Annotated in this window: 21 protein-coding genes and 1 tRNA gene; 5 read left to right on the plus strand and 17 right to left on the minus strand. The window is 62.4% G+C overall.

Annotated features, from left to right (window positions below; all coding sequences use genetic code 11):
* Positions 1 to 8: 8 nt before the first annotated feature.
* The gene (locus tag ABIE18_RS20085) at positions 9 to 3,404 is read right to left on the minus strand and encodes a pyruvate carboxylase (RefSeq protein ID WP_499724301.1); all 3,396 of its coding nucleotides are present in this window, start codon (positions 3,402 to 3,404) and stop codon (positions 9 to 11) included.
* Between the two features lie 303 nt (positions 3,405 to 3,707).
* Between ABIE18_RS20085 and ABIE18_RS20090 the strand changes: the two genes are divergently transcribed.
* Complete coding sequence (locus tag ABIE18_RS20090) at positions 3,708 to 4,517, plus strand: ParA family protein (RefSeq protein ID WP_499724302.1); 810 nt, start codon at positions 3,708 to 3,710, stop codon at positions 4,515 to 4,517.
* Positions 4,518 to 4,607: 90 nt separating this feature from the next.
* On the opposite strand, the gene ABIE18_RS20095 is transcribed toward ABIE18_RS20090, so the two are convergent.
* The 5 genes from ABIE18_RS20095 to gcvH form a co-directional block, all read right to left on the minus strand.
* Positions 4,608 to 5,201 carry a MerR family transcriptional regulator gene (locus ABIE18_RS20095; protein ID WP_499724303.1) on the minus strand — a complete coding sequence of 198 codons (594 nt, stop codon included), beginning with the start codon at positions 5,199 to 5,201 and terminating at the stop codon, positions 4,608 to 4,610.
* 237 nt (positions 5,202 to 5,438) lie between these two features.
* Positions 5,439 to 5,942: a bifunctional nuclease family protein gene (locus ABIE18_RS20100; RefSeq protein ID WP_216922920.1), complete on the minus strand. Its 504-nt coding sequence runs from the start codon at positions 5,940 to 5,942 to the stop codon at positions 5,439 to 5,441.
* Positions 5,942 to 6,658: a transcriptional regulator FtsR gene (gene ftsR, locus ABIE18_RS20105; RefSeq protein WP_442017595.1), complete on the minus strand. Its 717-nt coding sequence runs from the start codon at positions 6,656 to 6,658 to the stop codon at positions 5,942 to 5,944. Before ftsR ends, ABIE18_RS20100 begins: the two co-directional genes overlap by 1 nt.
* Before the next feature lie 23 nt (positions 6,659 to 6,681).
* Positions 6,682 to 7,158, minus strand: coding sequence for an FHA domain-containing protein (locus ABIE18_RS20110; RefSeq protein ID WP_477516504.1), 477 nt, complete (start codon positions 7,156 to 7,158; stop codon positions 6,682 to 6,684).
* A gap of 138 nt (positions 7,159 to 7,296) precedes the next feature.
* A complete protein-coding gene (gene gcvH / locus ABIE18_RS20115; RefSeq protein ID WP_216922914.1) occupies positions 7,297 to 7,683 on the minus strand; it encodes a glycine cleavage system protein GcvH in 387 nt (128 codons plus the stop codon).
* Positions 7,684 to 7,800: 117 nt separating this feature from the next.
* On the opposite strand from gcvH, the gene ABIE18_RS20120 reads away from it, so the two are divergent.
* Positions 7,801 to 8,382 carry a hypothetical protein gene (locus ABIE18_RS20120; RefSeq protein WP_499724304.1) on the plus strand — a complete coding sequence of 194 codons (582 nt, stop codon included), beginning with the start codon at positions 7,801 to 7,803 and terminating at the stop codon, positions 8,380 to 8,382.
* An 81-nt stretch (positions 8,383 to 8,463) separates the two neighbouring features.
* Here the strand turns inward: ABIE18_RS20120 and ABIE18_RS20125 are convergent, their stop codons facing one another.
* Positions 8,464 to 9,672 carry an MFS transporter gene (locus ABIE18_RS20125; protein WP_499724305.1) on the minus strand — a complete coding sequence of 403 codons (1,209 nt, stop codon included), beginning with the start codon at positions 9,670 to 9,672 and terminating at the stop codon, positions 8,464 to 8,466.
* A gap of 174 nt (positions 9,673 to 9,846) precedes the next feature.
* Here ABIE18_RS20125 and ABIE18_RS20130 point away from each other — a divergent pair, with 174 nt between their 5' ends.
* On the plus strand, positions 9,847 to 10,293 hold the full coding sequence (locus tag ABIE18_RS20130; RefSeq protein ID WP_499724306.1) for a MarR family winged helix-turn-helix transcriptional regulator: 447 nt from the start codon (positions 9,847 to 9,849) through the stop codon (positions 10,291 to 10,293).
* 158 nt (positions 10,294 to 10,451) lie between these two features.
* On the opposite strand, the gene ABIE18_RS20135 is transcribed toward ABIE18_RS20130, so the two are convergent.
* From ABIE18_RS20135 to ABIE18_RS20180, 10 genes are all read right to left on the minus strand, one after another.
* Positions 10,452 to 10,528 (minus strand) — tRNA-Pro (locus ABIE18_RS20135).
* 141 nt (positions 10,529 to 10,669) lie between these two features.
* Entirely contained in the window at positions 10,670 to 12,220 is a 1,551-nt protein-coding gene (der, locus tag ABIE18_RS20140; protein WP_499724307.1) for a ribosome biogenesis GTPase Der, read from the minus strand.
* 10 nt (positions 12,221 to 12,230) lie between these two features.
* Entirely contained in the window at positions 12,231 to 12,980 is a 750-nt protein-coding gene (locus tag ABIE18_RS20145) for a lysophospholipid acyltransferase family protein (RefSeq protein ID WP_499724308.1), read from the minus strand.
* Positions 12,970 to 13,683, minus strand: a complete 714-nt coding sequence (cmk, locus tag ABIE18_RS20150) for a (d)CMP kinase (protein WP_216922906.1) — start codon at positions 13,681 to 13,683, stop codon at positions 12,970 to 12,972. Before cmk ends, ABIE18_RS20145 begins: the two co-directional genes overlap by 11 nt.
* Positions 13,683 to 14,789: a prephenate dehydrogenase gene (locus ABIE18_RS20155; protein WP_499724309.1), complete on the minus strand. Its 1,107-nt coding sequence runs from the start codon at positions 14,787 to 14,789 to the stop codon at positions 13,683 to 13,685. The genes cmk and ABIE18_RS20155 overlap by 1 nt, the downstream gene beginning before the upstream one ends.
* A 3-nt stretch (positions 14,790 to 14,792) precedes the next feature.
* Complete coding sequence (locus ABIE18_RS20160) at positions 14,793 to 15,998, minus strand: pseudouridine synthase (RefSeq protein ID WP_477522875.1); 1,206 nt, start codon at positions 15,996 to 15,998, stop codon at positions 14,793 to 14,795.
* A 143-nt stretch (positions 15,999 to 16,141) separates the two neighbouring features.
* Positions 16,142 to 16,798, minus strand: a complete 657-nt coding sequence (scpB, locus tag ABIE18_RS20165; RefSeq protein ID WP_499724310.1) for an SMC-Scp complex subunit ScpB — start codon at positions 16,796 to 16,798, stop codon at positions 16,142 to 16,144.
* Positions 16,791 to 17,678: a segregation and condensation protein A gene (locus ABIE18_RS20170; protein ID WP_499724311.1), complete on the minus strand. Its 888-nt coding sequence runs from the start codon at positions 17,676 to 17,678 to the stop codon at positions 16,791 to 16,793. The genes scpB and ABIE18_RS20170 overlap by 8 nt, the downstream gene beginning before the upstream one ends.
* Before the next feature lie 7 nt (positions 17,679 to 17,685).
* Positions 17,686 to 18,585, minus strand: a complete 900-nt coding sequence (locus tag ABIE18_RS20175) for a ParA family protein (protein WP_216922900.1) — start codon at positions 18,583 to 18,585, stop codon at positions 17,686 to 17,688.
* A gap of 272 nt (positions 18,586 to 18,857) precedes the next feature.
* The gene (locus ABIE18_RS20180) at positions 18,858 to 20,204 is read right to left on the minus strand and encodes a cation:dicarboxylate symporter family transporter (protein WP_499724312.1); all 1,347 of its coding nucleotides are present in this window, start codon (positions 20,202 to 20,204) and stop codon (positions 18,858 to 18,860) included.
* A gap of 139 nt (positions 20,205 to 20,343) precedes the next feature.
* On the opposite strand from ABIE18_RS20180, the gene ABIE18_RS20185 reads away from it, so the two are divergent.
* Both ABIE18_RS20185 and ABIE18_RS20190 read left to right on the plus strand, forming a co-directional pair.
* On the plus strand, positions 20,344 to 21,990 hold the full coding sequence (locus ABIE18_RS20185) for a sensor histidine kinase (protein ID WP_499724313.1): 1,647 nt from the start codon (positions 20,344 to 20,346) through the stop codon (positions 21,988 to 21,990).
* Positions 21,987 to 22,700: a response regulator gene (locus tag ABIE18_RS20190; protein WP_499724314.1), complete on the plus strand. Its 714-nt coding sequence runs from the start codon at positions 21,987 to 21,989 to the stop codon at positions 22,698 to 22,700. The genes ABIE18_RS20185 and ABIE18_RS20190 overlap by 4 nt, the downstream gene beginning before the upstream one ends.
* Positions 22,701 to 22,742: the final 42 nt, after the last annotated feature.

A 22,742-nucleotide genomic window follows, 5' to 3' on the forward strand; every position in this document is an offset into this window, starting at 1 on the left:
GTGGATCGTTAGCCGATCACCAGCAGCAAATCGCCGCCCTGGACCTGCTCCACCGAGGAGATGGCAATGCGGGAGACCGTGCCGGCCACCGGCGTCGTGATGGATGCTTCCATCTTCATTGCCTCGATCGTGGCAACGGTATCGCCGGCGTTGACCACATCGCCTGCCTTGACCGTAACGGTGACCGCCCCGGCGAAGGGGGCTGCCACCTGTCCGGGCTGTGCTGGGTCGGCCTTCTCTGCCGCCTTGACGTTGCTCACCACGGAACGGTCGCGCACAACCACCGGACGCGACTGGCCGTTGAGCGTACACATCACCGTACGCATGCCCTTCTCGTCGGGTTCGGAGACGGCCTCAAGCTGGGCGATCAGCCGTACACCCTTCTCCAGCTCGATGACGTGCTCAGCACCGCGCTGCAGGCCGTAGAGGTAATCACGGGTGTCCAGCACGGAGATGTTGCCGTACGTCTCCACGCTCTTGAGGTAGTCCTTGGTAGGACCTGCGAAGAGCAACCGGTTCAGGGTGTGCTGGCGGGTCTTCGAATCACCCTTCAGCGCGGCGCTGTCCTCCGAACTGATCTCAACGTCCCGGACCTTGATGCTGCGGCCTTTGAGGGCCTTGGTACGGAACGGCTCGGGCCAGCCTCCGGGAGGGTCGCCGAGCTCGCCGGAAAGGAAGCCAATGACAGAATCCGGGATGTCGTAGTTCTGCGGATTCTCGTTGAAGTCGGCGGGATCCGCGTTCAGTCCAACGAGGTGCAGGGCAAGGTCGCCCACCACCTTGGAGGAAGGAGTCACCTTGACCAGGCGGCCCAGGATGCGGTCTGCCGCCGTGTACATGTCCTCGATGGCTTCGAACTGCTCCCCCAACCCCAGGGCGATGGCCTGCTGGCGAAGGTTGGACAGCTGGCCCCCGGGGATTTCGTGCTGGTACACACGGCCTGTGGGACCGGGCAGCCCGGACTCGAACGGCGCGTAAACGCGTCGAACCGCTTCCCAGTACGGCTCCAATGCACCGACGTTGGCGAGGCTCATCCCGGTGTCGCGCGGTGTATTGGCCAACGCTGCAACGAGAGCGGATGCGGCAGGCTGGCTGGTCGTGCCTGCCAGTGAAGCAGAAGCGACGTCCACGGCGTCGACTCCGGCATCCACGGCTGCCAGGAGTGTTGCGAGCTGGCCACCGGCGGTGTCGTGCGTGTGCAGGTGCACCGGGAGATCGAAGCGCTCACGCAAAGCCGAGACGAGCTTGGCGGCCGCAGCGGGACGCAGGAGGCCTGCCATGTCCTTGATGGCGAGGATGTGGGCACCGGCGTCGACGATCTTCTGGGCAAGGTCCAGGTAGTAGTCGAGGGTGTACAGGTCCTCGTTCGGGTCAAGGAGGTTGCCGGTGTAGCAGAGTGCGACCTCTGCGACGGCAGTTCCGGTGGCACGCACAGCCCGTATTGCCGGGGCCATCTGGTTGACGTCGTTGAGGGCGTCAAAGATGCGGAAGATGTCAATGCCGGTGGCTGCGGCCTCGTTGACGAACGCCTCGGTCACCTCTTCCGGGTAAGGCGTGTAACCAACAGTGTTCCGTCCACGGAGCAGCATCTGGATACAGGTGTTCGGCAGCGCCTGGCGCAAAGCAGCCAAGCGGTCCCAGGGGTCCTCGCCAAGGAAGCGAAGCGCGACGTCGTACGTCGCACCACCCCAGGCCTCTACGGAAAGCAGCTCCGGCAGCAACGCAGTGACTGCCGGGCCGGCGGCCACGAGGTCGCGGGTACGGACACGGGTAGCCAGCAAGGACTGGTGGGCGTCACGGAACGTGGTGTCCGTAACGGCGACTGCCTGCTGCTCGCGGAGCGCTTTCGCAAAGCCCTCAGGACCAAGCTCCAGCAGCTTCTGGCGCGAACCGGATGTGGGAACCGGGCCCTCGACGACGGGAAGCTTGTTGGCGGGGTCGGAGTGGACCCTCAGCTCGCCATTGGGCTTGTTCACCGTGACATCAGCCAACCACGTCAGCAGCTTGGTGCCGCGGTCCGCGGAGATGTGCGACTTGAGCAGCTCCGGCCGCTTGTCGATGAAGTCCGTGGCTACATTGCCGGCATTGAAGTCCGGATCGGCCAGCACGGCCTGCAGGAACGGAATGTTGGTGGACACGCCACGGATCCGGAATTCCGCCAGGCCGCGCCGCGCACGGGCAACCGCAGCGGGGTAATCGCGTCCGCGGCAGGTCAGCTTGACGAGCATGGAGTCGAAATGCGGGCTGATCTCGGCACCTGAGTAGACGGTACCGCCGTCGAGACGCACGCCTGCGCCACCTGCGGAACGGTAGCCGGTGATCTTTCCGACGTCCGGGCGGAAGCCGTTGGCCGGGTCCTCCGTGGTGATGCGGCACTGCAGCGCGGCACCCTTGATGGATACTGTCTCCTGGCTCAGGCCAAGGTCCGCGAGGGTCTCACCCGAGGCAATACGCATCTGCGCCTGCACGAGGTCCACATCCGTGATTTCTTCGGTCACAGTGTGCTCAACCTGGATGCGGGGGTTCATTTCGATGAAAACGTGCTGGCCGGCGCGCTCACCCTCGGTGTCCACCAGGAACTCAACCGTTCCGGCGTTGACATAGTTCAGGGCCTTGGCGAAGGCAACGGCGTCACGGTAGAGCGCCTGGCGGATGTTTTCATCCAGGTTGGGCGCTGGCGCGATTTCCACTACCTTCTGGTGGCGGCGCTGCAAGGAACAGTCACGCTCGAACAGGTGCATGACGTTACCTTCGGCGTCCGCCAGGATCTGCACTTCGATGTGGCGCGGGCGCAGCACCGCCTGCTCGAGGAACATCGTGGGATCGCCAAACGCGGCATCGGCCTCGCGCATGGCGGACTGCAGGGCCTCAGGGAGGGCTTCGCGGGTCTCCACGCGACGCATGCCACGTCCACCACCACCGGCAACGGCCTTGGCGAAGATCGGGAAGCCGATTTCGTCGGCTGCCGCGATCAGTTCGTCGAGGTCCTTTGAGGGCTTGCTCGACTTCAGCACGGGGACACCGGCCTTGCGGGCAGCTTCCAGGGCAGCAACCTTGTTGCCTGCGAGCTCCAGGACCTCGGCAGGCGGGCCCACGAAGGTGATTCCCGCGGCCTTGGCTGCACGCGCCAGGTCCGGGTTTTCCGAGAGGAAGCCATAGCCGGGGTAAATGGCGTCGGCGCCGGCTTCCTTGGCGACGCGGACAACCTCCTCGACGTCCAGGTAGGCGCGGACAGGGTGGCCCACCTCGCCGATCAGGTAAGCTTCGTCGGCCTTCTGCCGGTGGATCGAGTTGCGATCCTCGTGCGGAAAGACGGCTACGGTCTTGGCGCCCAGTTCATAACCAGCGCGAAACGCCCTGATCGCGATTTCGCCGCGATTGGCCACCAGAATTTTCGAAAACATACTTCTCCTGCATCATTGCGGGTGGATCGGTCGGTGGTCACAGTGTGTAGTGCCGCCAGCATCAAACACAAATCTTTGTGGCAACCATCACAATGGAATCGTCATCTGGGCTGTATATGCGTGCGCGCGACTCCCCATCGTGCTAATGCCCTCAGCATCCCCGGCGTCCGGGCGCGTAGAAAGCGGGAATCCACGGCCCCGCCCCATATGATGTTGGAGGGGCTTCGGCAAGCCCCGGCTCCGGCGTTCCCGGAGCGGAAAACAGCGCGATACGGCAACCGGCGTTAGGTTTTGGGTTTTCAAGTGCAAGTAGTCAGCATCAGCAGCCTCAAAGGCGGAGTGGGAAAGACGTCCGTGACCACCGGCCTGGCGTCCGCGGCCCTCGCGGCCGGCATTCCAACCCTCGTGGTGGACCTCGATCCCCATGCCGACGCTACGACGGCACTCGGCGTCCAGCGAGGCGAGCAGTTGGACATTGGCCGTATGCTCAAGAGTCCCCGGAAAGCCAAACTCCCCGAGAACGTCGCCAGCAGCAGCTGGGTCTCCAACGGTTCCAGCGGCGGCAAGCTTGACGTTGCCGTCGGGTCCGCGTTCACGGGCATCTATGATCGCCCGGACCTGGGCCGGCGGGACCTTCGCAGGCTCTCCGCCGTTCTTGCAGGCACCACCAACTACGAACTGATCCTTGTGGACTGCCCTCCTTCGCTGAATGGGCTCACGCGCATGGCATGGAGCGCGAGCGACCGCGTGGTACTCGTGGCCGAGCCCGGTCTGTTCTCCGTGGCCGGTACCGAACGAACCATGCGCGCCATCCAGTTGTTCCGGCAGGAATTTGCTCCGCACCTGGCGCCGGCGGGAATCGTCGCCAACCGCGTTCGCACCGGGTCAGCCGAGCACACCTTCCGGCTGTCCGAGATGGAGTCCATGTTCGGCGAGTTGCTCCTGACCCCGCACATTCCAGAACAAGCGAATTGGCAGCAGATCCAAGGCGCAGCGCATTCCGTTCACCACTGGCCAGGCGATTCCGCCAAAAACTCCGCAAAACTTTTCGACGCACTCTTGCAGAGCCTGCTTCAGGGCCAAACCGGCTCGCGGAATCGGCAGCAGCGCTAACCCGCAACGCACCAGCCATACAACGGAAGAAGCCGCACCCTGTATCGAGGGGCGGCTTCTTCCGTTACTAAGAGATCCAGTTGGGCGTTTTTAGCCAATACGGCGTGCAACCCGCCGCTTGCTCAATTCGTCGTCCGGAAAGGACTGCTGGGCGGCGTGCTCGCTCGGAAGCGCGGCAAGGCTTCCCTCGACTTCCCGCCATACACGTCCCACCGCTATGCCAAAGACACCCTGTCCGCCTTGCACGAGGTCAATGACTTCGTCGGCAGAGGTACATTCGTAGACACTGGCGCCATCGCTCATCAGCGTAATCTGCGCAAGGTCTTCAACGCCACGCTCGCGAAGATGCTCAACGGCGGTGCGGATCTGCTGGAGGGAAACACCGGTATCAAGCAGGCGCTTGACCACCTTGAGCACCAGAATGTCGCGGAATCCATAGAGACGTTGCGAGCCGGAACCCGCAGCACCACGGACGGCCGGCTCGACCAAGCCGGTGCGTGCCCAGTAGTCCAGCTGACGGTACGTGATACCTGCAGCTTTGCAGGCAGTCGGCCCGCGGTAGCCCGCGTCCTCGTCCAGCACGGGAAGGTCCTCTGTGAAGAGCAAACCTTGGGCGCCGGATGCGGGCGCAGCAATGCCGGTCGAGGCCTGCTTCAGCTCGCCTGCTTCGCCTTTCGGACTCACGTGACCTCCTTGTTCTCAGTTCCCTTGGGGACGGTGCGTACCACTGATCACAACGCCGAAATTCAGCCGTGTAATTCCCACAAGTCGGCACCTTCCAGTGTGACTTGCGCGGGCAGTGTATGCAACGGGAACTTGATACCTTCGACGTTAGGCCCGGGAGGGCCCTAGGTCAAAGACCCCGGGCGCAAAATCCGGTCGTGTCGAAAGTTTCACCCTCAACTTTAGGCTTAGGCTGATTCAGCCTTCGAAATCCTCAGGTTCCACGTCGTCCAGGAACTCGCGGAAACGCCGCATTTCACGTTCTTCGTCCACACTGGGATCCGGCTCTGAATCTTCGCCTTCATCATGCTCGGTGATCCGGACACCGGCTTCCTCCATGACTGCATCCGCGCACCAAATGCGGCATTTGGCCCTCAGTGCAAGGGCCAACGCATCAGAAGCGCGCGAACTCACTACAGTGCCGTCGTCGAATTGCAGCTGCCCGTAGAAGATGTTGTCTTCAACCGCCACGATGTTAACGCTGATGATTGAATGCCCCAGGGACTCCACCACGTCAATCAGGAGATCGTGGGTCATGGGTCGCGGTGGGACAACACCTTGCTGGGCCAAGGCGATGGCACTGGCTTCAGGTGTTCCAATCCAGATGGGGACATGCCGCTCCCCCTTGATTTCGCGAAGGAGGACCAAGGGCTGGTTGGACGGCAGTTCTATCCGGACGCCGACAATTTCAACTTCGATCATCAGGTGTCCATCCGGGAGATACGGTCGTGGACGAGCGCCCTGTGCAGTGTCAGGCACAGTTCGCTGATTTCACGCGCCGCCTCGGCAGCCCGTGCTTGGGAGGCTGCGTCGCGCCTGGATGTCAGGGGTGCAACCGCTCTTTCCACCAGGCCGAACTCGCGCTCGGCTGCAGCCTGGAACGGCCGGAGATGGCGAGGCTCCAAACCGTGACCCTCCAACTGGACGCATGCACGTGCAACCTGGAGGGCGTGTTCGTCGAACTTGCCGCCAACGTGGCTGATCAGCCCGAAGCTCAGGAGCGACTCCAGCAATGGCACGCTTGCACCCGATTCGGCCCGGAGTTGCTCTTCGGTCAGGGCGCGCGCACGTCCTTGGATTTCCGCGGCCATCTCCGCCGAAACCACCCGGGGTGACACCGTGACACCCGGAGGAAGGTTCTCAGGCCGCTCGCCGCGATCAATCGCGTCCAGGTAATCCTTAATGACTTTCAGCGGTAAGTACTGGTCGCGCTGAAGGGCAAGGACAAAACGGAGCCGCTCAACATCACTGTCCGCGTACTGCCTGTACCCGGCAGGGGTCCGCTTAGGATTTATGAGGCCCTTTTCCTCAAGAAAGCGGATTTTGGACGCGGTCATCCCAGGGAAGTCGTCGCTCAATTGAGCCAGGACTTCCCCGATGTTCAGGACCTGCGGTCCGCGACGTTCCGGCTGGGCCATTGCCACAGGCAGGTACCCCGGGGTCAGACTTGGCCCGCCGGGCGGCCAGGGCTCAAGTAGTAGGTCAGCCGGAACTTGCCGATCTGGACCTCATTGCCACTCTTCAACTGCACCCGATCCACGCGGTCGTGGTTCACGTAGGTTCCGTTGAGGCTGCCCATATCCACGAGTTCGAAGCCCGTTGGGGTTCGGAGGAACTCCACGTGCTTGCGGGACACCGTGACGTCATCCAGGAAGATGTCGGCGTCGGGGTGCCTGCCGGCCGTCGTGGTATCAGCGTCCAGGAGGAACCGGGCTCCAGCGTTTGGTCCGCTGTGCGCAATGAGCAAGGCGGAGTCCGGTGGCAGGGCGTCAACGGACGCACGCTCTTCGGGTGCAAGCCTGGGTGCAACGCTGGGCTCGTCCCACGTTGGCGTGATGCTGATCGAGGTGGTCTCCGACGTGGGTTGCTCTTCCGCGCCCTTCCCGACATTGGCTTGATTCTGTTCGCCGCCAACCATGGAATTTCCTCCTCATCCGCCGGCAGTTCCAAACCCTGCCAGGCACTTCCGCCTCCCGGTACCGCCGGGCAAATCGGTTGCTGGCCCGCCTTCCCGCGTCCTTGGCTAAAAGAATGCAGCCGGGCGGGCCAGATAACTTTAGCCTACCTGTTGTTCGTACTCCGATGCACTGAGCAGGGAATCCACTGCATCGGCTTCTGCCAGCTTTACTTCAAAAAGCCAACCATCGCCATAAGGATCAGAGTTGATCAGTGCCGGATCCTGGTCCAAAGAGTCATTCCGATTAATGACTTCTCCGCTAACAGGAGCATAGATATCGCTGACGCTCTTGGTGGATTCAACCTCGCCAACAACTTCATTCCCCGTGATCTTGGTCCCGGGTTCGGGCATCTGGGCGTAGACAACGTCACCCAGGGCGTCCTGCGCGAAGTCGGTAATACCAATCCGCACCACGCCATCGGCGTCAGGGGCAGAAACCCACTCGTGCTCTGCGGTGTAGGAAAGATCGGCTGGAATATTGCTCATGGGTCGCCTTTCATCGGGACATTTACGGATCTCGACGGCGGCCCGGGCATCCGGCCACCGCTGAAAGTATAGGCACAATTCCCCTGTGCCTGATGAGGTCTCTGCCATGATTGACCCATGACTGAACAAGCACAAGTACCGGCTCGGAAAAAACGCAATTGGGGCGTCAAAATTATTCTGATCCTGGTTGCATTGCTTGTCGCTGTGGCAGCCTACTTCATCCTTGGGGCCATTCTGCCGCGTTGGTGGTCCGACGTCGTGGCGGGGCAGATCCGGCGGGACCTCGGCGCGAGCGTACTGGTGGGTATGTTCTACGGCTTCGTCTTTACTTTCATTCCCCTTGTGGTGGCGTGGCAGGCAACCCACAAGGCTGTCTCCTGGCCTTGGAAGATCGTCATCCTGCTGGCGGCCGTCGCCATCGCCACGCCCAACCTGCTCACGGCAGGCATTGTGTTCGGTTCCACCGAATCAGCGCACGCCGGCCAGCGCACCTTAAGCGTGGATGCCGGATTCTTCACCACCTGGACCGCGATCTCGGCCGTAGCGGCTGCAGTGATTTTTGGGGTGGTCACTGTTCTTTGGGCCCTGTGGCGCCGGCGGGGCAAGCAGATGAGGGCGTTGAAGCAGGCAGAGAGCGAACGAGCCAGGGCTGCCAAGAGAGCTGAGCAGGAAGCCCGTGACAGCACGCCCAAGCCATAACCGGGCCTGAGACGTTGAAGAGCCCGCCGTGGAACGGTTGAACCGTTCCACGGCGGGCTCTTCACTTTCCCTGGTGGGCCGTCAGGTGACGGCCGCCCCTTGAGGTTCGCGTTCGACGTCGGGCGTGGCCTTTGCTGCGGTAACTTCCCGGCGCTTGGCTGCTGCGGCGGCAGCAAGCATGACCAGCAACGCCGCCACAGTAATCGCGGCTCCGGCCCAGATCGGCGAGGTGTAGCCCAGACCAGCCGAAATGGTGACCCCTCCGAGCCAGGCGCCCAGCGCATTACCAAGATTGAAGGCGCCAATGTTGGCACCGGATGCCAGCGTGGGCGCGGAGGAGGCAAAGTGCATCACGCGCATCTGCAGACCGGGGACTGTAGCGAAACCGAAGCCGCCCATGAGGGCCAGCGAGACCAAAGTAGCGATGCTGCTGGACGCGGTGAGGGCGAAGAACCCCAGGACCAGCACCAATCCGGCGAGGATAACGACGAGCGATCCGTCCAGGTTTTTGTCGGCCGCCTTCCCGCCCAGGAAGTTGCCGACGAAGAGTCCGCCACCGAAGAGCACCAGCAACCACGGGACGGCGCCTGGCTCAAACCCGGAGACTTCAGTAAGCGTGAAGGCGATGTACGTGAAAGCGCCGAACATGCCGCCAAAGCCCAAAATCGTCACCAGGAGGGACAGCCAGACCTGGCCGGACTTGAAGGCACCCAGCTCGCTACGGAGGCTCTTGGTCGGCTCCGCCCTCCCCTTCGGCACCATCAACGCGATACCAAGCAGTGCCACCACGCCGATTCCGGTGATGGCCCAGAACGTTGAACGCCAGCCCAGGTTCTGGCCAAGGAGCGTGCCGAAAGGAACGCCAAGGACGTTGGCAGCAGTAAGTCCAGTGAACATGATGGCAATGGCACCGGCCTTTTTGTGCGCAGGAACCAGGCTCGCTGCCACCACCGAGCCGATTCCGAAGAACGCACCATGGCACAACGCGGCAATGATGCGGCCCACAAGCATCGCCGCGTAGGAGTCGGCGATAGCGGACAGGAAGTTGCCGACGATGAACAGAACAAGCAGTCCAACAAGGACGGGTTTGCGCGGAAGCCTGGTAACGGCGGCAGTAACCAGAAGGGCGCCGACTGTCACGCTTAGCGCATAGCCGGAAATGAACCAGCCTGCCGAGGCCTCGCTCACCTGGAAATCTGCCGCTGCTTCCGGCAAAAGGCCCATGATGACGAATTCGGTTAATCCGATGCCAAATCCGCCAAGGGCGAGGGCTATCAACCCTGCGGGCATGTGGAACTCCTTAAATGGGTGGCTCCCAAAAGCAAAGTGGATGTGCGCCTCTGGGACCCGTAGAATAATAGTTGCAGACGCTGTATATATAGTTGCACACGCTAGATAATTGCGCAAGCAACTACTTTCGGCTGGCTGCGCTGATACGCAAACCAAGGCAGGAGCACAACAGTCATGGGCATCAAGGATGACGCCGTAGAAGTACGGGCACAGGGATGGCGCACCCTCGCTGCCCTGCATGGAAGCATCGAGGCAGAACTCGAGAAAGCACTCCAGGCTTCCACCGAACTGTCGGTGGTGGAATACACGGTTCTTGACGCCTTGAGCCGCCAGGATGGATGGCACATGCGCATGCAGCAACTTGCCCGAGCCACGGCTCTTTCCAGCAGCGCCACCACCCGCCTGGTCAACCGCCTGGAGGACCGGGGGCTGCTGACGCGGATCCTCTGCGCGGATGATCGGCGCGGGATCTACACCGAGCTCACGGTCGCCGGCCAAAAGCTGCTCGAGGCAGCAAAGCCAGTCCACGATAAGACCCTGGCATCCGCCCTGGAAGCCGCTGAGCAGGTTCCCGAACTCGAACCCCTGGTACGCGCACTGGGGGCGCTGCAGAAGGCCTGAGTTTCGACGTCGGGGTTGGCCGAACCTGTCCTTGTTCGCTCTCCTCACCGCACAACGGCGAGTAGAGCGAACAAGAGCGGGCTTGCCGCCGCCCACGCAGATCGGGGTTTAACGACCAAAGGCCGGAACCCCGCGTTTCCGCGTGATTCCGGCCTTTTTGGTCGGGCTGACAGGATTTGAACCTGCGACCCCTTGACCCCCAGTCAAGTGCGCTACCAAGCTGCGCTACAGCCCGCTGGTTCCACCGTTCTCCGCCCAGGTTTTCCTCCGAAGAGTCCCACCTAAGCAGTCCGGCCGAACCACCTCCAAAAGCTTACACGAAGTTGGAGGGTGCCAATGCCATCAGAGCCAAAGTCGACTGTGATGCCCGTCTCATTTAGCGCTTCTTGCCGCGCTTCTCACGAACGCGCATGTTGACCTCGATGGGCGTGCCCTCGAAGCCGAACGTTTCGCGCAAGCGACGCGTGATGAAGCGGCGGTATCCGGGATCCAGGAAACCGGTGGTGAACAGCACGAATTTCGGCGGGCGGCTGGAAGCCTGGGTGCCGAAGAGGATGCGCGGCTGCTTGCCACCGCGAACCGGGTGCGGGTGGGCAGCCACCAATTCACCAAGGAACGCGTTCAGGCGGCCAGTGGGGATACGGCGGTCCCAGCTTTCCAGCGCAGTATCCAAGGCAGGAACCAGACGGTCCTTGTGCCAGCCGGTCTTCGCGGAAATGTTGACTCGCGGAGCCCACTCAACGTGGGCCAGGTCCTGCTCAATTTCACGCTCGAGGTAGCGGCGGCGTTCGTCGTCCAGCAGGTCCCACTTGTTGAACGCGAGTACCAGCGCACGGCCGGACTCAATGGCCAACTGCAGAATGCGGACATCCTGTTCGCTGAGGACCTCGTCCACGGCGAGGAGCACGACGGCGACCTCCGCCTTTTCGAGCGCGGCCTGCGTACGCAGTGACGCATAGAAATCGGCGCCCTGTGCCATGTGCTGGCGGCGGCGGATACCTGCGGTGTCCACGAAACGCCACGTGCGGTCGCCAAGTTCGATGAATTCGTCAACCGGGTCACGGGTGGTGCCGGCCAGCGGATCCACGACTACGCGCTCGGAACCCGCCAGCTTGTTCAGCAGCGAGGACTTGCCGACGTTCGGGCGGCCGATCAGAGCGATACGCCGGGGTCCACCGGAACGCTCCACGCCCTCCACCAGGGAGAACTCAGGCAGGGTGTCCATGACGTGGTCCAGGAGGTCGGCTACGCCGCGGCCATGGAGGGCGGACACCGGGTAGGGCTGCCCGAAACCAAGGCCCCACAATGCAGCGGAGTCAGCTTCCTGTGCGAAGTCATCCACCTTGTTGGCCACCATGATGACCGGCTTCTTGCTCTTGCGCAGCATCTTCATGACGCCTTCATCCGTTGCAGTGGCGCCAACGGCGGAGTCCACGACGAAGAGAACGGCGTCGGCAAGCTCAACAGCCATCTCGGCCTGCTCGGCAACACGGGCGTGGATGCCTTTGGCATCGTGTTCCCATCCGCCGGTGTCTACCAACGTGAAGTTACGGCCATTCCAACGTGCGGAGTACATGACGCGGTCGCGGGTAACACCCGGGGTGTCCTCAACAACAGCTTCGCGGCGGCCCAGGATGCGGTTGACCAAGGTTGACTTGCCCACGTTCGGACGGCCAATGATGGCAAGAACCGGATCCAGCTTGAGGGGACCTTCGTCGCCTTCGTCGTCGTAATCGCCGCTAAGCAGCGCGGCGTCGTCTTCGTCGAGGTCGTAATCATCCAGGCCCGCCCGGAGGGTGGCTGCACGGAGTTCGGCCTCGTCATCGTCCAGGGCAGCCAGGTTTTCAGCCACCTGGTCGGTGCCGGTGGGCGTGTATTCGTCGTCGCCGGCTCCGTGGAGGCCGGATTTTTGAGTCGTATCGCTCATTGCACGTTCCTTAATGGTGGTCTGCCGGCGTCCCGGCTACTTCTGTTTGGCGGTGCTGCGGTGTGGATGGTCCGGACGGAGGTTCCTGGGGAAGGCCCTGCCCTGTAGTCCTGACTGCATCCTGGACGTGTCCGGCCAGTGCATCGCGGATTGCCGCAGCCGCCCTGTCCATTGAAACACGCCCCGGTTCGCCCTTCCGGCGCTGCACCGTGAGGGGTTCGCCGAAGCTGACATACAGCCTGCGGCGGGGTTTGGGAATATGGTCGCGGTGCTCATCGCCCTTGCGGGTTCCGAGGATCGCGACTGGTATGACGGTGGCCCCGGAGTTGATGGCCAGCCAGGCGACACCATTGCTGATGCTGTCAGCGGAGCCGCTCCCCCGGGTACCTTCGGGCAGGATCCCAACGCAACGGCCGGCGTCGAGCAAGTGCTTGCCCACGTGCAGTGCGCTGCGGTCACCGCTTCGGTCCACGGGAATCTGCCCTGATCCCTTGAGGACGCGGCCCAGGAATCCACGGAACATCTCTTTCTTGACCAGGATGTGCATGGGACGCGGCGAGGCGCCGAACATCACGGGACCGTCCAGGAAGCTGATGTGGTTGCCCGCAAAGATCACTGGACCAGCGGCGGGTATGTTGCTCTTGCCCGCCACGACCGTCCGGTAGATGACATGATCCAGGATCCAGCCAACGGGACGGCTCCAGATGCGTGTCCACTTGGCTGGAAGGCGGAGCGCAGGAAGCTGGTTCTTAGTCGCCATAGATAACCTTGCTAACGATCGCCAGGGCTGTTTCCACTGTTTCCTCAAAGTCCAGGTCCGAGGAATCGAGCGTCACAACGCCGTCAGCCGCTTGGGTGAAGTTCACCACCGTGGAGTCCTTGGCATCGCGCTGTGTCACCTGTGCGGCGAGCTGTTCCTTGCTTTGCGTACCGCCCAACTGAATACCACGACGCCGGAGCCTGGCCTCTTCGCTTGCGGTCAGGAGCATGCGGACCTCGGCGTTGGGGGCAACCACTGTGGTGATGTCGCGTCCCTCCACCACCATCCGGTGATGGTGCTGGTCGATGAGCTGGCGCTGGCGGCGGATCAGCTCCGTGCGGGCACCCAATGTAGTAGCGACGGCACTCACGGAGGACGAAATCAAGGGATCACGGATTTCATCGGTAATATCCGTGCCGTCTACTGCCACATACTCGGTAGCGGTGCTGGTGCTGATTTCCAGGGGCATGACCTTGGAAGCCTGCTCCACCGCAGCGCCGTCCTGGAGGTCGAGCCCTGTTTTGAGGCAGTACCACGTCAGTGCGCGGTACATCGCACCGGTATCCAGGTACGCCAGCTTCAAGCGCCGGGCAACTTCCTTGCTGACGCTGGACTTGCCCGACCCTGAGGGGCCGTCGATCGCGATCACGAGCGGCTTGCCGGGGCGGGCAACTGTCTCCGGCCCAAAGAATTCACGCGTCATTACTGGAGTACCCGCCATCCACGGTCGGTCAAGGCTTCAACAAGGAGGTCATGCTTGCTCGGCAGGACTGAGAGCTCCACCATGCCCACGTTCTGGCCCGATGAATGATCGAGCCGGAGGTCTTCGACGTTCACGCCGATCTCCCCAATTTCGGTCAGGAGCTGCGCGATCTGGCCAGGCTTGTCATCCACGAGGATGGTCAGCCAGGAATACGCTTGTGGAGGCCCGCCGTGCTTGCCCGGAATCCGGGCCTGCCCGGCGTTGCCTTCACTGATGAGCTGGGCGAGATCCAACCGCGCTCCGGGTGCACTCGGCGCTTCCAAAGTCCCTATCAAGCGATTCAGGTCCTCACGAACACCGTGCAGGATGGAAACAACCTTTTCCGCGTTGCCACCCAGGATCTGCACCCAAAGGGTGGGATCACTGGCAGCGATGCGGGTGGTATCCCGCAACCCGTTCCCGGCCAAGGACAGCGCATGCAGGGGTGTCCCCTGCAAGCGGCTCGCCAGAAGCGAAGACATGATCTGCGGCAGATGCGAGACCAAAGCCACCGCTTCATCGTGCTCATCAGCGGTGAACTGGGAGACGATTGCCCCCAGGTCCCCCGCCAGCGAACGTGCCGTCTGCAGTGCGTCGGTGTCGGTTTCCTCCGTTGGGCAAACCACCCACGGCATGGACGTGAAAAGCTCGCCCCTGGCTGCAACAGGCCCGGACTTTTCCCGGCCGGCCATCGGATGGGTCCCCACGTACCTGGCCAGGTCCACGCCGCGCTCCCGCAATTGGGATTGGATAGTTGCCTTGACGCTGGCAATGTCAACCACAACGGCGGACGGGTAGTCCGCCAGGGCTTTCTCCACGACGTTGGCCGTCACGTCAGGCGGTGCAGCGACAACAACCAGCTGCGGTTGCTCGTCAAGCTCGGCCAAGGGCCGGCCGGCACCAATGTCCACCGCGACCGCCTGGTTCGTTGGCGAGGGGTCGAAAAGGAAAACGGGAACGCCGCGTCCGCGCAGGCCAAGGCCAATGCTGGCTCCAAGCAAGCCTGTACCAAGAACCACGACCGGGCCATCAAGATGGCCGCGGCCGTGCGAGCGGAATGCCGACATGCCCTAGAGCCCCACAGATGCCAGAAGGTGACCGACTTCCTGCCTGCCGAGGTTGCGGATGCTTCCTTGGCGCTGGTCTCCCAGGCCAATGGGACCGATCTTGACACGGACAAGACGCTCTACCGGGAAACCAACAGCATCGAACATACGGCGAACGATGCGGTTCTTGCCGGAGTGCAGGACAACCTCAATGAGCACGTGGCCAGGGGTGGAGTCAACAAGGCGGAAGGAATCCACTGTTGCCAGACCGTCTTCAAGCTCGACGCCGGACTTCAGCTGCGCGCCGACGCCCTGCGGGAAGGGGCCACGCACCTGAACCAGGTACGTCTTGGGCACCTCATACGAAGGGTGGGTCAGGCGGTTGGCGAGTTCGCCGTCGTTGGTCAACAACAGCAGCCCTTCGGTGCCGACATCCAAACGCCCGACGTGGAAGAGCCGCTCACCCTTGGCGTTCTTCAGGAAGTCGCTGATGCACGGGCGGCCCTCGGGGTCCTCCATGGTGGAGACAACGCCCTTGGGCTTGTTGAAGACCATGTAGACGAGGGTCTCGTCCAGCTGGATGCGGATACCGTCAACGTGAATCACGGCGGTTTTGGGGTCAACACGCATGCCAAGCTCGGTGGTGACCACGCCATCTACCTCGACGCGGCCTTCGAGGATCATTTCCTCACACACGCGACGTGAAGCCACGCCGGCCTGCGCCATGACCTTTTGCAGGCGTACGCCGTCGACGTCGTGGAGGTCCGACTGCGGGACTTCCTGGCGCGGACCGCGGTTGCGTGCAGGCTTGCGGATGGGGCCCAGGTTCTGGCCGAAGCGTTCGCTGCCGAAAGCCTTGGAGCCGTACTGCCTGGCGGGCTTCGCCTTGGGCTTCAACGCACCGGGTGTTCCGGGAGCCTTGCCGTAACCGGGCTTGTTGGAGCCGGGCTTGCGGAAGGGCTTGGCAGGCCTGGCGGCCTGGCCCCGATCGTAATCGCCAGCCGTTGTGGGGTTATCGGGATCGAAAGGGGCCGCTTCCCGTGGCTTTGAAGCCTTGAACGGGCGGCCCTCGCCCTGAGTGAAGTTGCGCTTTCCAGCGCCGGCACTGCCGCCGCGGCCGGAGAAGCCGCCGGCGTTGGAGCGGCCCGTGCCGCCCCTTGCCTCATTGCGTCCAGAACTGTTGCGTCCCGAACTGTTACGTGGTGAACCCTGGCGTCCCGCCTGTGTCATGACCCGTCCTTGTGTAGTAATGGCCGGCAATTAGTGCTGCAATCAACACTAGCCAGCCGGGCAGACATCGTCTGCCCCTTGTCGCCGTGGCACCGTCCATGCGGTGCCGTGAATCAGTATGTAGTTATCGTGCGGTGCCGGGCTTACATCCGGCTGGCGTCGTAGTACTGGTCGATTCCTTCCAAACCCGGAAGGTGCGGCGAGAGCTGGGGCAGTTCCGCCACCGAGCCGATGCCCATCCGTTCCAGGAAGCAGGAGGTTGTCCTATACAGGACAGCCCCTGATTCGGGATCGTTCCCGGAGTCTTCGATCAGACCACGCTGGGTTAGAGTCCGGACTACAGAATCGACGTTGACGCCTCGAATTGCAGAAACCCGGGCCCTGGAGACCGGTTGCCTGTAGGCAATGACCGCCAGTGTTTCAAGCGCTGCCTGAGTGAGCCTGGTGGTCTGCCCTTCGAGGACGAACCTGCCCACGATGTCCGCAAAATCAGACCGTGAATAGATCCGCCACCCACCGGCGACGTTCCGCAATTCAAAACCCCGGGGGGCAGAGCTGGCGACGGCAAAGCCGACAGCATCCACGTCCGGGGCTTTAACAGTATAGCCGCTATACTCCCGCTGCAGGTCCCGCAGCAAATCCTCGACGACGGCGACCGTTACGTTCAATCCCGCCGCCAACTCTTCCGAGGTGGCTGGCTCGTCGATGACCATGAGCACAGCTTCCAGCGCTGCCCGTGCCCCGCCGGGCAAAGTTTCAAGCTCAGCAAGGCCGGCTGCGGCTATGTCCTGCTCAGTCACTGGCTGTCCCTTCAGTCGTTTCCTCGTACTCTTCGCTCAGGTTCGAGGTGTCCCATTCAGCCACATCCCCTGTCCATCGCACTGTCAGTTCTGCCAACGGCCCCGCCTGTTCAAAGGTCACAACCCTGTCCCGGAACATCTCCAGCAAGGCCAGGAAGCGGGCCACGACAACCAAGGTAGTCCCGGCGTCGGCTATCAGTGCGCGGAAGGAGAGCGGGGCTCCACGTTGAAGCCGGTCGCCGATGATCCCGGCTTGCTCCTTGACGCTCACCGGTGGCGCGTGGAGGTGGTCCAATCCCACTTCTGCGGGCGCCGCGTCTTTTGGTTTCAGCGCCTTGGCGGCAAGCTCCGCAAATTGTTCGGGGGTGTGCCGCCACACGAGTTCCGGCAGCAGCGCCGCGAAATGGCCTTCCAACGCCACCTGGCGCGGATATCTCCGGTCTTCCTGTTCGAGCGTTTCACTGATGAGACCTGCTACGTGCTTGAACGCCTTGTACTGGAGCAGGCGGGCGAACAGCAGATCCCGGGCTTCCAGGAGGGCAATATCTTCCTCATCCTCTACTTCGCCAGCGGGAAGGAGCCGGGCAGCTTTGAGGTCCAGGAGCGTGGCGGCAATCACCAGGAATTCGCTGGCCTCGTCCAGCGCCCAGTCCTCCCCCAGTTCCTGGAGGCGGCGGATGTACTTAATGAACTCATCGGTGACAGTGGCCAGCGCCACCTCGGTGATGTCCAGCTTGTGCTTGGATATCAGGCCCAGCAGGAGGTCGAACGGCCCGGTGAAGTTTGCGAGCCGAACCTCAAAGCCCGCCCTACGGGCGTCGGAAGTGCCGGCGTCGGACGTTTTTTCCGGACTTGCCGCCTCGGCGAGTGAACGTCCCACGTGTTCGCTACGGTGCGCCGCCGCGCGAGATAAGTTCCTTTGCGAGGCGGCGGTAGGCGTCTGCACCAATGTGGTTACCGGCATAGCTCGTAATAGGCTCCGCGGCCACGGTGGCGTCCGCGAACTTAATGGAACGCTTGATGACGGTCTCGAAAACTTTGTCACCGAAGGCCTCCACGAGGCGCGAGATGACTTCGCGGCTGTGCAGGGTGCGGGCGTCGTACATAGTGGCGAGGACGCCATCCACCTGCAGGCGCGGATTCAAACGGTCCTGCACTTTCTCGATGGTTTCCACGAGGAGCGCTACTGCCCGAAGTGCGAAGAACTCGCAGATCAACGGAATGATGACGCCATGGGCAGCGGTCAGGGCGTTGACCGTCAGCAGGCCGAGCGATGGCTGGCAGTCGATCAGCACGACGTCGTAGTCATCTTCAACCCTCTTGAGGGCGCGGTCCAGGACTTGCTCGCGGGCGACTTCGTTGACCAGTTGCACTTCAGCCGCGGAGAGATCGATGTTTGCCGGCAGAAGGTCCACGCCTTCCACTCCGGTCTGCTGGATGGCATCCCGGATGTCCACTTTGCGGTCCATGAGGACGTTGTAGACGGTGAGATCGAGTTCGTGCGGATTGGCGCCGAGCCCGGCAGAAAGAGCGCCTTGTGGGTCAAAGTCCACCAAGAGCACGCGCCGGCCATATTCCGCGAGCGCCGCTGCAAGGTTGATGGTGGACGTGGTTTTGCCCACCCCGCCCTTCTGATTCACCATGGCGATGACCCTTGCAGGGCCATGGGAGGCAAGCGGAGCCGGTTCCGGGAAGTCGCGGTGAGGACGGCCTGTGGGCCCCATGATGGCGTCTTCCAGATCGAGCTCGGTGTCTCCCAGCGTAGCTGTTCCCCGTTCGCTGCTCACGTATCTAACCACTCTTTCGACGACGATCTTCCCTGCCGCTGTTCCCCTGGGTACAGCGCTGCTACCCACCTAGGCTACAGCCCCCGACACGGCATTTCGGGGAACTTGACTTTCGCTGATCTTTGAGCCTTTACCCTCTAGTTGAGGTCGAAGGTTACGAGGTTGAGAGCTGTTTTCCGCGGCTTCGCTGGTTTCCCCGACGAACGGCAGAGGACCGACACCCTGCTTGGGTGTCGGTCCTCGTTGCTTTGTACGCCGTGAAGCTGTTCCTGCTAGATGGCTGCTTTGTGGCGGGTTTCAGCTTCCGGAGCAGCCTCAGCCTCTGCGCCATGGGCGATCATGGTCGTCTCGTCGAACGGTTCGCTGCCGGAGAGAACGCGCTCCACCTGGTCGTTGTCGATTTCCTTGACCCAGGTGCCGATCAAAACGGTGGCTACGGCGTTGCCGGTGAAGTTCGTCAGTGCTCGGGCTTCTGACATGAAGCGGTCGATGCCAACGATCATGCCCACCCCGCCAAGGAGCTCGGGCTTGTGTGCCTGCAGGCCAGCGGCAAGCGTTGCCAGGCCAGCTCCGGTGACGCCTGCGGCGCCCTTGGAAGCGATGATCATGAACACCAGCAGCGAGATCTGGGCACCCAGGTCCAGCGGCGTACCCATGGCGTTGGCGACGAACAAGGAGGCCATGGTGAGGTAGATGGCCGTGCCGTCAAGGTTGAAGGAGTAGCCGGTGGGTACTGTCACGCCAACAACCGGCTTGGAGACACCCAGGTGTTCCATCTTGGCGATGAGACGGGGCAGGGCCGCCTCGGAGGAGGACGTGGAGAAGATGAGGAGGTATTCCCGCGCCAGGTACTTCATCAGCTTGAAGATGTTGACGCCGGCCACCGCACGGAGCAGGGAGCCAAGGATGACCACGATGAACACTGCGCAGGTGATGTAGAAGGCCAGCATCAGTGTGAACATGCTGAGGATTGCCTGGGCGCCAGTGGCACCAACGACGGCGGCGATCGCACCGAAAGCGCCGACGGGAGCCAGCCACATGATCATGATGAGGATCCGGAAGACAAGGCGCTGTCCGTGGCCGATTGCGGTAAGGATCGGGGTGCCCTGCTTACCCATCTTCTGGAGTGCGAAGCCGACCAGGATTGCGGCAAGGAGCGTGGGAAGGACGGGAATGTCGCTGGGAATGATGCCCAGGAGGAAGTCCACGGTGCTGTCCGTGGCCGCCTTCTTGTTGGGATCATAAGGAGTCAGCTTCAGGCCTTCGCCCGGGTGGATCAGGTTGCCGACGACAAGGCCGATAGCCAGGGCGAAGGTTGACATGGCCACGAAGTAGCCAAGTGCGAGTCCGCCCACCTTGCCGACTGTTGCAGCTTTGGCGATGGAACCGATGCCCAGGACGATGGTGCAGAAGATGACCGGAGCGATCATCATCTTGATGAGCTTGATGAAGCCATCCCCCAGCGGCTTCAGGGACTTTCCAACCTCAGGGAACATGAGGCCGACCACGGCACCGAGCACAACGGCCAGGATGACCGCGATGTACAGGTAATGCGACTTGTCGAGCCCCCTGCGTCCACCGGTGGCGGCTACTGCCGACTCTCCTCGTTGAGAGGTCATGGGATTCTCCTTCTGGATACTGTGTAAGGCGCTGCGGTCCTGCACTTGTGTCCAATCCGCTGCCCTTGTGTGATATCCATCATTCAGCCATGGGTGACACACATCACCGTTGCGGTCATATTGGTCATGGGAGGCCTACTTGTTTCATCGCTGGAGCATCGCCCGCCGCTTGTTTGTGGCAAACCTGCTGTTCGTGCTGGTGCTGACAGCTGTCTTCGGCGCGTTCTCGGTACTGGAGGCGCGGGACAGGGCATACGAGGATGCCGGCAGCCGGATGCTTGCGATCGCAACGTCCATTGCCAACAACCCCCTGGTGTTACAGGCGGCGGCAACTTCTGATCCATCGGCGATCCTGCAGCCCTATGCGCTGGAGGTCATGAAGGACGCGGACGCGGATTTCATCACCATCATGGCTCCCGACCGGACCCGATGGACCCATCCCCGTCCCGAAGAGCTGGGCAAGCCCTATATCGGCACGATCGAGCCTGCCCTTCGGGGCGAGGCTTTCACTGAAGTCACTGCCGGTACCTTGGGGCCCTCGGTCCGGACGATCGTGCCGGTGAAGGACCCCGGTGGAACCGTCAAGGCCTTGGTGGCGGCAGGCATCACCGTAAGAACAGTGGATACCGATGTCGCCGAAAGGCTGGGAGTGATTGGCGGCATCGCGCTCGTGGTGTTGTTCTTTGGCTCCATAGCCTCCTGGCTGCTCGGACGTTACCTGCGATCCGTGACGCGCGGCTGGGGTCCGGAACAGCTCGCGCAGCTCTTCGCCTACTACGAATCAGTCCTGCACTCCGTCCGTGAAGGCGTGATCCTGATCGATACCCGGGGAAAAGCCGTGATGTACAACGATCAAGCCGCGGAGTTGCTGGGATTGGAACCTTCCGAGGCCGACCGCTCCCCCGATGATGCACCCAAACTGTCCGATCTCCCCTTCGACGGGAGCCTGCGAGCGCTTTTCGAATCCGGCAGGCCAGCCCACGACGAAATCCATTTGACTGGTTCACGGATCCTGGTGGTAAACCAAGCCCCTGCCGTGGGCCCGGTTCCTGCCCGCAGCCGGCAAAAGCCATCGGTCTACGGCACCGTGGCCACCATTCGTGACCGCACTGAGATTGAGTCCTTGGGAACCGAGCTGGAAACCATGAAGACTCTCTCGGATGCGTTGCGGGCCCAGACCCACGAGCATGCCAATCGCCTGCATATGATCGTTTCCCTTCTTGAGTTGGGCCGCACGCCCCAAGCGCTCGAGTTCGCCACCAAGGACCTGGAGCTTAGCCAGCAGCTCACGGACGACATGCTTGCTTCGGTGGATGAACCGGTGATGAGTGCTTTGGTGATGGGCAAGGCCGCCGAAGCACATGAGCGCGGGGTCGAACTGGTGGTTCGGACATCAGGGAGTTCGGGTGTCCGCGGTCTGGAAATCCAGGACCTCGTGACGATTCTGGGAAACCTCCTGGACAATGCCATTGATGCTGCAGCGTCCGGTGAGATGCCCCGAAAGGTGGAACTGGACGTAGAAGCCAGTGCGGCCGGTGTTGGATTTACCGTTCGGGATTCCGGGGCCGGTATCGATCCTGGTTCGATCGATGACGTGTTGCAGTACGGGTACAGCACCAAGTCCGCCCAGGACGACCCGCGGGGAGCCCATGGACGTGGTGTCGGCCTTGCCCTGGTCCGGCAAGCGGTCCAGCGGCTGAACGGTACTATGACGATCAGCAATCCAGGGGGCGCCCAGTTCCATGTTGTGTTGCCCGCGCCCATCCCCGAGGAAGAGAAGGCATGACAGACATCCGCGTCCTGGTGATCGAGGACGAGCCCATCGCCTCGGACGCCCACTCCATTTACGTGGGCCGGCTCCAAGGGTTCACGCTGGTGGGAACGGCTCCTGATGGTCAGTCTGCCCTGCGCATCCTTGGCGAATTCGCGGCGTCCGGCTCGCCCGTGGACCTGGTCCTGCTTGATATGAACCTGCCGGACCTCCACGGGCTGGATGTTGCCCGACGCATGCGCTCTGCGGGAGTCTTCGCCGACATTATTGCCATCACAGCCGTCCGTGAACTGAACATCGTGCGCAGCGCCGTTTCCATCGGCGTCGTGCAGTATTTGATCAAGCCATTCACGTACGCAACCTTTGCCGACAAGCTGAACAGCTACCGCACTTTCCGTGATCAATTAGCGGGTTCGGTGTCCGGCATCTCCAAGGCCGGAGCTTCGCAGAGCGATGTAGACCAGGCCTTCGCGAGCCTTCGGGCACCAACGGAGCTACCACTGCCGAAGGGTTTGTCCGGTTCCACGCTGGAGTCGGTCAAGGATTTGGTCCGCGCCCGGCAACAAGCCGTCTCCGCGAGTGAAGTCATGGATGCCTTGGGAATGTCGCGGGTCACGGCCCGCCGGTATCTGGAGTACCTGGCCGACGCCGGGACGGTCACCAGGGCGCCGCGCTACGGAACACCAGGCCGTCCGGAGAACGAGTACGGCTGGAACCGGGGCTAGCCTTCTGCCGAAGGAACGGCTCCCGCAGTAAGCTGGAGCCGA

It is taken from the genome of Arthrobacter sp. 2762 (assembly GCF_040548745.1).
Classification (GTDB): domain Bacteria; phylum Actinomycetota; class Actinomycetes; order Actinomycetales; family Micrococcaceae; genus Arthrobacter.

Excerpts from the sequence above, each read along its gene's own strand:
- ABIE18_RS20085 (WP_499724301.1), bottom strand. The coding sequence starts at position 3,404 with ATGTTTTCGAAAATTCTGGTGGCCAATCGCGGCGAAATCGCGATCAGG.
- der (WP_499724307.1), bottom strand. The coding sequence starts at position 12,220 with ATGAGCGATACGACTCAAAAATCCGGCCTCCACGGAGCCGGCGACGAC.
- ABIE18_RS20155 (WP_499724309.1), bottom strand. The coding sequence starts at position 14,789 with ATGTCGGCATTCCGCTCGCACGGCCGCGGCCATCTTGATGGCCCGGTC.
- ABIE18_RS20110 (WP_477516504.1), bottom strand. The coding sequence starts at position 7,158 with ATGGTTGGCGGCGAACAGAATCAAGCCAATGTCGGGAAGGGCGCGGAA.
- ABIE18_RS20125 (WP_499724305.1), bottom strand. The coding sequence starts at position 9,672 with ATGCCCGCAGGGTTGATAGCCCTCGCCCTTGGCGGATTTGGCATCGGA.
- ABIE18_RS20160 (WP_477522875.1), bottom strand. The coding sequence starts at position 15,998 with ATGACACAGGCGGGACGCCAGGGTTCACCACGTAACAGTTCGGGACGC.
- ftsR (WP_442017595.1), bottom strand. The coding sequence starts at position 6,658 with ATGGCCCAGCCGGAACGTCGCGGACCGCAGGTCCTGAACATCGGGGAA.
- cmk (WP_216922906.1), bottom strand. The coding sequence starts at position 13,683 with ATGACGCGTGAATTCTTTGGGCCGGAGACAGTTGCCCGCCCCGGCAAG.
- ABIE18_RS20130 (WP_499724306.1), top strand. The coding sequence starts at position 9,847 with ATGGGCATCAAGGATGACGCCGTAGAAGTACGGGCACAGGGATGGCGC.
- gcvH (WP_216922914.1), bottom strand. The coding sequence starts at position 7,683 with ATGAGCAATATTCCAGCCGATCTTTCCTACACCGCAGAGCACGAGTGG.
- ABIE18_RS20145 (WP_499724308.1), bottom strand. The coding sequence starts at position 12,980 with ATGGCGACTAAGAACCAGCTTCCTGCGCTCCGCCTTCCAGCCAAGTGG.
- ABIE18_RS20100 (WP_216922920.1), bottom strand. The coding sequence starts at position 5,942 with ATGATCGAAGTTGAAATTGTCGGCGTCCGGATAGAACTGCCGTCCAAC.
- ABIE18_RS20180 (WP_499724312.1), bottom strand. The coding sequence starts at position 20,204 with ATGACCTCTCAACGAGGAGAGTCGGCAGTAGCCGCCACCGGTGGACGC.
- ABIE18_RS20190 (WP_499724314.1), top strand. The coding sequence starts at position 21,987 with ATGACAGACATCCGCGTCCTGGTGATCGAGGACGAGCCCATCGCCTCG.
- ABIE18_RS20120 (WP_499724304.1), top strand. The coding sequence starts at position 7,801 with ATGACTGAACAAGCACAAGTACCGGCTCGGAAAAAACGCAATTGGGGC.